An 8,000-nucleotide genomic window follows, 5' to 3' on the forward strand; every position below is an offset into this window, starting at 1 on the left:
CCGCCGCCGGTATCGGCGCGCGGCGCCTGACCGGGGCCGAGGCCGGACTCGCGGGCCATCGCCTGGAGCGCCGCGATACGGTTTTCCGTGTTCGGGTGGGTGGAAAACAGGCCGTCCATCCGCTGCCCCGACAGGGGATTGATGATGAACATGTGCGCGGTGGCCGGATTGCGCTCGGCGTCCTCGTTGACGACCTGGTGCGCGCCGCGGGCGATCTTGTTGAGCGCCGAGGCGAGCCACAGGGGCTGGCCGCAGATTTCCGCGCCGCGTCGGTCGGCGGAATATTCGCGCGTGCGGCTGATGGCCATCTGCACCATCATGGCCGCCAGCGGCGCCACGATCATGGCGATCAGGATGCCGACGAAGCCGAGCGGATTGTTGTTGCGTCCGCCGCCGAAGAACAGCGCGAAATTTGCAAGCATGGAGATCGCGCCGGCGAGCGTCGCGGTGATGGTCATGGTCAGCGTGTCGCGGTTCTGCACGTGCGCGAGTTCGTGGGCCATGACGCCGGCCACCTCCTCCGGCGACAGCCGTTGCAGAAGGCCGGTGGTGGCGGCGACCGCCGCGTTCTGCGGGTTGCGACCGGTGGCAAAGGCATTCGGCTGCGGATTGTCGATGATATAGACGCGCGGCATGGGCAGGCCGGCATTGGCGGCAAGCCCGCGCACGATGCGGTAGAATTCTGGCGCGCTGCGCTCGTCCACCTCGCGCGCGTGGTGCATCTTCAGCACCATCTTGTCGGCGTTCCAGTAGCTGAACAGGTTCATGCCCGCGGCGATGACCAGGGCGATGATCATGCCACCGGTGCCGCCGATCAGGTAGCCGACGCCCATGAAGAGCGCCGTCATGAACGCCAGAAGCATTGCCGTTCGAATCATGTTCATGCGCTTGGGCTCCATCCGCATGCACCCGCCGCTCGAACCATCCCGCGCGCTTTGACGGCGGCGGCAACGGCGCGGCTTATTTGCCTATATGATGGGAAGGCGATAACGCATATTCAACAAGATTGGGACTGGGAAGAAACCCGTGAGTGACGCGTTCAATAAGGGCGGGACCGCCCGCCGCCTGCCGCCTGCCGCACTGCGCGCCCTGGAAGAGGCCGAGGAGCGGCGCAAACGCCGAAAGATGCAGGAGAAAGAAGCGCCGCGAGAGATCGGCGGCCGCGAGGGGCCGGACCCCGCCCGCTATGGCGACTGGGAAGTCAAGGGCATCGCCAGCGATTTCTAGACACAGCGCCTACAGGGCGGCGGGTCGGAACCGCCCCGCGCTTGCTATTTTCGAATAATAGGAATAATTTCCTTTTCATGCCGATTCGACCGCGCCATATCGTCCCCACCCTCTGCCTCGGGTTCGGCAGCGCCCTCTTGCCCGGGCCGCCCGCCTCGGCCGGGGAGACACTTCGCGGCCCTGTGGAAGCGCGTGTCCTGCGGGTGATCGATGGCGACACCTTCGTCGCGGAGGCGCGCATCTGGCCGGGACAGACCGTCACGGTAAGCGTGCGGCTGCGCGGGATCGACGCGCCGGAAATCAGGACCCGTTGCGCGCTGGAGAAGGCGGCGGGCTTGCGCTCGCGCGACGCGCTCGAGCGCCTGATCGGCGGTGCGACCGTCGAAATCCGCAACATCACGGGCGGGAAATACTACGGCCGCGTCCTCGCCGACGTGACGACACCTAAGGGCGAGCCGGTGGGCGCCAGACTCCTGGAACGCTCCCTCGCCCGCGCCTATGAGGGCGGCCGCCGCCGGAGTGCCTGCGGCTGAGCGCCGCTGACGCGGAGAGGTCCGTGCCAGACCGGTTCCACAGGAACAGCGGACAAAGGCCGTCGCCTCAGTCCTCGTCGTCGTTGCGCTCCGACTTCAGGGAGGAGAGCTTGGCGAACACCGCGTCGGCGTCGAGTTCCTTCTCCTCCTCCTCTTCCCGAGCCTCCTGTCTGCCCGTCTCGGATACGGGCAGGTCCTCGGTCTCGGAGGCCGGCAGAAGGGTATCGCCCGTAGGCGCTGCGGGCGGCGCATTGCGCGCGGCGCGGCCGACCTCCATGTCGAGATCGATCTGCGAGCAAAGGCCGAGGGTGACCGGATCCATCGGCACCAGATTGGCCGAGTTCCAGTGCGTGCGGTTGCGGATCTGCTCGATGGTCGACTTGGTGGTGCCGACCAGACGCGAGATCTGCGCATCCTTCAGCTCGGGGTGATGGCGCACCAGCCACAGAATGGCGTTCGGCCGGTCCTGGCGCTTGGACAGCGGCGTATAGCGCGGTCCCTTGCGCTTGGCCTCCGGCACGCGCACCTTCGGCTCCGAAAGCTTGAGCTTGTGGTTCGGGTCCGCCTCGCCCTTGGCGATCTCCTCGCGCGTCAACTGCCCCGTCATTACCGGGTCCATGCCTTTGATGCCCTGCGCCGCGTCGCCGTCGGCGATCGCGCTCACCTCGAGCGGGTGGAGCCTGCAGAATTCGGCGATCTGGTCGAACGTCAGCGCCGTGTTGTCCACCAGCCAGACGGCGGTTGCCTTGGGCATGAGAAGCGTATTGGCCATAGCAAATTATCCTGTCCTCGCCCGCGTCCCGGGCGCGGGCGGTGGTCATGCCACCTATTTTTGGGAATGCCCGCTATATAGGACCATTCGCCTTTCGAGGCAAGGAAAGTGTGGCAAAGCCATGCACAGGAACGGTCACCGAAACGTCATCTATTCGTCACGCGCCTGCAATCCCCCTCGGCCACTAAACGTTGTTCCAGTGATTGAGGGAGACAAGGATGACACGACATTCGCTGCTGTGTGCGCTCATGGCGGGACTTTCGGCGTCGACGGCGATGCCGGCCCTGGCCGATTCGGCGTTCAGCCGGATCGCGACCTTCGCCGTCGCGGAGAACCTGCCGGCCGACACGGATCCGGCCACGCAGACCTCCTCCGAGATCATCACGGCGAGCGAGGATGGCAACACGCTGATCTATTCCGACAGCCCGCTGGGCGCCGTCGGCTTCGTCGACATCACCGATCCAGCGGCACCGAAAGGCCTCGGCACCGTCAAGGTTGACGGCGAACCCACCTCGGTCAGCGTGGCCGGCGACAAGGCCATCGCCGCCATCAATACCTCGGAAAGCTACACCGCCCCCTCCGGCAACCTGCTGGTGATCGACATCGCCACCCGCACGGCCGAGCCCTCCTGTGAGCTGGCCGGCCAGCCCGATTCCGTGGCCGTCAGCGGTGACGGCCGCTTCCTCGCCGTCGCCATCGAGAACGAGCGCGACGAGGATCTGAACGATGGCGCCATTCCGCAGATGCCGGCCGGCGCGCTGCAGATCTTCTCGCTCAACGAAGGCGTTCCCGATTGCGACAGCGTCAAGACCGCGGCGCTGACGGGGCTCGCCGAGGTCGCGCCGGAGGATCCCGAACCCGAATTCGTGGACTTCAACAGCCGCGGCGAGATCGTCGTGACCCTGCAGGAGAACAATCACATCGCCATTGTCTCGGCGGAGACGGGCGAGGTGGTGAGCCACTTCTCCGCCGGTGCCGGCAGCGTCGAGAATGTCGACCTGTCCGACGACGGCGCGCTGCGCTTCGACCAGGCGGCCGAAAGCCTTTTGCGCGAGCCCGACACCGTGCAGTGGCTGGACGACGAGCGCCTCGTGATCGCCAACGAGGGCGACTATGAGGGTGGTGCGCGCAGCTTCACGATCTTCTCGCGTGAGGGCGAGGTCCTGTTCGATTCCGGCGCCGCGCTGGAGCATCAGGCAGCCCTCGCCGGCCACTATCCCGACAAGCGGTCCGACGCCAAGGGCGCAGAACCCGAGGGCCTGGAAATGGCCGCCTACGGTGACGAGCGCTTCTTCTTCGTCGCACTGGAGCGTGCCTCTCTGGTAGCCGTCTATCGCGATGCGGGCGAGGAACCCGAACTGGTTCAGGTGCTTGCGTCCGGCATTGGTCCGGAAGGCGTCCTGGCCATCCCCTCGCGCAATCTCCTCGTCACCGCCAACGAGGAAGACCTCATCGAGGACGGCGCCGCCCGCTCGCACGTGATGGTCTATGCGCTTCAGGACGGCGCGCCGGGCTATCCGATGATCCGGTCTGTCATGCAGGACGGGAAGCCCATCGGCTGGGGCGCCCTGTCGGGCCTTGCCGCCGAACCGTCCGAGCCGGGCCGCCTCTACGCCGTTTCCGATTCCTTCTACCGCGCGCAGCCGGCCATCTTCGTCATCGATGCCAAGAAGACGCCCGCCGAGATCGGCCGCAAGATCATCGTCACCCGTGACGGCGCCCCTGCGCAGAAACTCGATCTGGAAGGCATCGTCGGCGACGGCGAGGGCGGCTTCTGGCTCGCCTCCGAAGGCAACAGCGGCAAGCTCGTTCCCCACGCCCTCCTGCATGTGGACGCCGAGGGGCGGATCCAGGAGGAGATCGGCCTGCCGGCGGAACTCCTCGCCCATGAGCAGCGCTACGGGATGGAAGGCGTGACCCTGACGGGTGAAGGCGACGACCGGATGCTGATCATGGCCATCCAGCGCGAATGGAAGGACGACCCCGAGGGCCAGGTCAAGCTCCTCGCCTACAGGCCTGCGACCGAGGAGTGGTCGGCCGTCCGCTACCCCCTGGACACGCCCGAGAAGGGATGGATCGGCCTGTCCGAGATCACCGCCCATGACGGCATGCTCTATATCGTCGAGCGCGACAACCAGATCGGCGCCGACGCCGCCGTCAAGAGGCTCTACGCGGTGGCAATGGACGATTTCCGGCCGGCATCGCTCGGCGGCGATCTGCCGCTGGTTGAAAAGGCGCTCGTTCGCGACCTCCTCGAAGACATGCGCGCCGCGGACAACGGTTACGTGGTGGACAAGATCGAGGGCTTTACCATCGACGCCGACGGCGAGGCGTATTTCGTCACGGACAATGATGGCGTGGGCGATTCGTCCGGCGAGACGATCTTCGTGCACCTCGGAAGCCTCGACGCCCTCAACTGACGGCGAGTCCATGACTCCGTCGCATGCCCCGGCGCCTGCGCCGGGGCGTTTTTTATCCGGTGCCCCAAAAAACGCGAAATCGCACCTTCCAGGCTCGGCGCACGGCATGCGGCGCGCACCTGAATGTTTAACCGTTGCTTGCCGGTGCCCGGTTTATGTACTCTTCCCGAGATTGCGATGATGACGAAACGATGGTGGAAAGGGCGTTATGGAGGAAGATGTCCCCAAAGGTCGGCCGCACTACGTGATCGGTCAGGATATTTCAGCACTTTCCGTGGAGGAGTTGAAGGAGACGGTCGCTCTCCTGAAGGAGGAGATCGCCCGGCTCGAACGCGAGCTTCAAGCCAAGGACACGACCCGGGCAACCGCCGACGCGCTGTTTCGGCGCAACTAGCACTTGTCTTCGCACGCCGCCTGCCATAGGCGGCTGGCTGGCACCACGGCGGACCCGCTTTCATGCTCTCATCCTTCGGCTCCATCATCGCCCTGCTTTGCGGCACGGCGTTCCTGCTGGCCGCGTCCGGCCTTTACGGGCTTCTCCTGCCACTGCGCGGCCAGGTGGAAGGTTTCTCCACCACCGCGCTCGGCCTCCTGGGCACCGCCTGGGCGGGCGGGTTCATCGCCGCCTGCTTCATCAGTCCGCGGCTCGTCCGCCGCGTCGGCCATGTGCGCGCCTTCGCCGCCTTCGCCGCCACCGGCGCCATCGTTTCGCTGATCAGCGGCATGTGGATCGACGTGGCGGCCTGGATCGTCCTGCGTGCCTTCACCGGCTTCACCATGGCCGGCGCCTACATGGTCATCGAAAGCTGGCTCAACGAGCGCTCGACGAACGAGACGCGCGGCACGGTCTTCGGGCTCTACATGATGGTCACCCACGCCTCGCTCATGGTGGGGCAGATGGTGGTGACGCTGAGTGACGTCTCCACCGCCGTCCTCTTCATGGTGACGGGCATCCTCTTCTGCCTGGCGCTCCTGCCCACCGCCATTTCGACGGCGGTCACGCCGGCGCCGCTCGCCGATGTCTCGATCGATCTCAAGGGGCTGTTCGCCAACTCCCCCGTGGCGTTCGTCGGATGCACCCTGATCGGTCTTGCCAACGGCGCCTGGGCCACGCTCGGCGCCGTCTACGGGGCGGAGATCGGCATCTCCACCTTCGAGATCGCCGTCATGATGAGCATCGCCGTTTTCGCCGGGGCCGCGGCGCAGATGCCGGCCGGGCGTCTGTCCGACCGCACCGACCGGCGCTTCGTGATCGGCGGCTTGGCTTTCGGCTCGGCGATCGTCGGCCTCGCCATCTTTCTCACCGCGCCACGCACGGGCGGCATCATCATCGTCATGACGGGAATCTACGGCCTCCTGTCATACACGCTCTATTCCATCATCGTCGCCCACGCCAACGACCATGCCGCCTCGAACGATTTCGTGAAGATTTCCAGCGGCCTCCTCCTCCTTTACGGAATCGGCACCATGGCCGGCCCGCTGGTGGCGGGCACGATGATGCAGTGGCTCAGGCCGGAAAGCCTTTTCCTGGTCACCACCGCCGCGCATATCGGTCTTGCCGGCTACGCCGCCCTGCGCATCTCCAAGCGCCCCCCTGTGCCGCTCGATGAGAGGGAGGCTTTCAAGACGTTGCCCACCGAGCGTGCGGTCACGCCGCAAACGGTTCTCCTCGACCCGCGCACCGATGGCGAGGAAAACGAGAACGGCACATAGGGCCGCCTCCCCGCCATGCGCTGGGTCGAGCGCCCGAGGGGCACCTTCATGCGTCCGAACGGACGCATGAAGCCGTCGGTTACATACGGCAGGGAGCTTCGCCCATTATTATAGGAAATTCACGGCGCAGGCGGCGCTCGCCGGGTAAGCCCGGCAGGCGCTTCCTGCTGGATCAGTGCCGTGTCCGCTCGGACTTGATTTTCTCCATCTCGTCCTTGAGAGCCAGCTTGCGTCTCTTGAGTTTGGCAATCTCGAGCGCGTCCACCGAGGGATGCATCATCGCATCGTCGATCTCGCGCTGGAGATCGCCGTGCTTGCGTTGCAACTCTGCAAGATGGGATTCAAGCGACATCGTGGTCTCCATCAGGTTCCTCGCTACCGTCCGGACCGCCCGCCCGTCCATGACGGCACGATGACAGTCTGCCATTGTCTGTCGCCGATGTCGAACACCATTCGAGCAGCGTTTATTACAAGCGCGAAATATGGTATGAAACCGGATTGTTCCCGAGCGGGGAACGGCTTCAACGCCGCCATGTAGGAGGTTTGACGGGTGCATGGGGCGGTGTCCTGCACCGGAGGCTATGCAGACCGTGAACACATCGGAACAGGAACAGGCCGAAATTCGCCTCGAATTCGCCCGTTTGAAGCAGGATCACGCCGATTTCGACGCCGCCATCAACGCCATGATCGCGTCCGGCTGCGACCCGCTGCAGATCCAGCGCATGAAAAAGAAGAAGCTGGCGCTGAAGGACCGGATGCAGGAACTGGAAGACCGGATCATTCCCGACATCATCGCCTGACCGTCGGCTTGCAGCACGCCGCCCGATTGGCTAGAGCGACCTCAGTATAAAGCCGGGATGGTTCCATGAACGCAAAGCAGCCGGACGTTGCCATCATTATGGGAAGCCAGTCGGACTGGCAGACAATGCGTCATGCCGCCGAGACGCTGGAGGCGCTCGGCGTCGGCCATGACGTGCGTATCGTTTCCGCCCACCGCACGCCGGAAAGGCTCTATGCCTTCGCCAGGGGCGCGCGGGAAGAGGGTTTCCGGGTCATCATCGCCGGGGCGGGCGGCGCGGCGCATCTTCCGGGCATGACGGCAGCACTCACCCCGCTGCCGGTCTTCGGCGTTCCGGTGGAATCGCGCGCGCTTTCGGGGCAGGACTCCCTTCTGTCCATCGTGCAGATGCCGGCCGGCATCCCAGTTGGAACGCTGGCCATCGGCCGCGCCGGCGCCGTGAACGCGGCGCTTCTGGCGGCGGCGGTGCTTGCTCTTTCCGACACGGCACTGGCCGAGCGGCTCGACGCCTGGCGTGCGGCGCAGACGGACAAGGT

Annotated in this window: 10 protein-coding genes; 7 read left to right on the plus strand and 3 right to left on the minus strand. The window is 65.5% G+C overall.

Going from position 1 to position 8,000, the window contains the following annotated elements; genetic code table 11:
* On the minus strand, positions 1-884 hold an 884-nt coding region (gene htpX, locus ACFP9U_RS22145), incomplete at its 3' end, for a zinc metalloprotease HtpX (protein ID WP_378624790.1).
* 142 nt (positions 885-1,026) lie between these two features.
* On the opposite strand from htpX, the gene ACFP9U_RS22150 reads away from it, so the two are divergent.
* Together ACFP9U_RS22150 and ACFP9U_RS22155 are read left to right on the plus strand one after the other, a co-directional pair.
* Complete coding sequence (locus ACFP9U_RS22150; protein WP_378624791.1) at positions 1,027-1,227, plus strand: DUF1674 domain-containing protein; 201 nt, start codon at positions 1,027-1,029, stop codon at positions 1,225-1,227.
* Positions 1,228-1,304: 77 nt separating this feature from the next.
* The gene (locus ACFP9U_RS22155; RefSeq protein ID WP_378624794.1) at positions 1,305-1,760 is read left to right on the plus strand and encodes a thermonuclease family protein; all 456 of its coding nucleotides are present in this window, start codon (positions 1,305-1,307) and stop codon (positions 1,758-1,760) included.
* Positions 1,761-1,827: 67 nt separating this feature from the next.
* Here the strand turns inward: ACFP9U_RS22155 and ACFP9U_RS22160 are convergent, their stop codons facing one another.
* On the minus strand, positions 1,828-2,532 hold the full coding sequence (locus tag ACFP9U_RS22160) for a DUF1013 domain-containing protein (RefSeq protein WP_378624795.1): 705 nt from the start codon (positions 2,530-2,532) through the stop codon (positions 1,828-1,830).
* Between the two features lie 218 nt (positions 2,533-2,750).
* Here ACFP9U_RS22160 and ACFP9U_RS22165 point away from each other — a divergent pair, with 218 nt between their 5' ends.
* The 3 genes from ACFP9U_RS22165 to ACFP9U_RS22175 all read left to right on the plus strand — a co-directional run bounded on the left by ACFP9U_RS22165 (position 2,751) and on the right by ACFP9U_RS22175 (position 6,665).
* Positions 2,751-4,952 (plus strand): esterase-like activity of phytase family protein, encoded by a 2,202-nt coding sequence (locus tag ACFP9U_RS22165; RefSeq protein ID WP_378624797.1) that lies wholly within the window; start codon positions 2,751-2,753, stop codon positions 4,950-4,952.
* A 208-nt stretch (positions 4,953-5,160) separates the two neighbouring features.
* The gene (locus ACFP9U_RS22170) at positions 5,161-5,346 is read left to right on the plus strand and encodes a DUF1192 domain-containing protein (RefSeq protein ID WP_378624798.1); all 186 of its coding nucleotides are present in this window, start codon (positions 5,161-5,163) and stop codon (positions 5,344-5,346) included.
* 62 nt (positions 5,347-5,408) lie between these two features.
* Positions 5,409-6,665: an MFS transporter gene (locus tag ACFP9U_RS22175; RefSeq protein WP_378624800.1), complete on the plus strand. Its 1,257-nt coding sequence runs from the start codon at positions 5,409-5,411 to the stop codon at positions 6,663-6,665.
* A 172-nt stretch (positions 6,666-6,837) separates the two neighbouring features.
* Here the strand turns inward: ACFP9U_RS22175 and ACFP9U_RS22180 are convergent, their stop codons facing one another.
* Positions 6,838-7,017: a YdcH family protein gene (locus tag ACFP9U_RS22180; RefSeq protein WP_322453142.1), complete on the minus strand. Its 180-nt coding sequence runs from the start codon at positions 7,015-7,017 to the stop codon at positions 6,838-6,840.
* A gap of 229 nt (positions 7,018-7,246) precedes the next feature.
* Here ACFP9U_RS22180 and ACFP9U_RS22185 point away from each other — a divergent pair, with 229 nt between their 5' ends.
* Together ACFP9U_RS22185 and purE are read left to right on the plus strand one after the other, a co-directional pair.
* On the plus strand, positions 7,247-7,465 hold the full coding sequence (locus ACFP9U_RS22185) for a YdcH family protein (RefSeq protein WP_322453143.1): 219 nt from the start codon (positions 7,247-7,249) through the stop codon (positions 7,463-7,465).
* 65 nt (positions 7,466-7,530) lie between these two features.
* Positions 7,531-8,000 (plus strand): 5-(carboxyamino)imidazole ribonucleotide mutase (gene purE, locus ACFP9U_RS22190; protein ID WP_378624802.1); only part of this gene is annotated, 470 nt, incomplete at its 3' end.

The sequence above is a fragment of the Nitratireductor sp. GCM10026969 genome (assembly GCF_042660605.1).
Classification (GTDB): domain Bacteria; phylum Pseudomonadota; class Alphaproteobacteria; order Rhizobiales; family Rhizobiaceae; genus Chelativorans.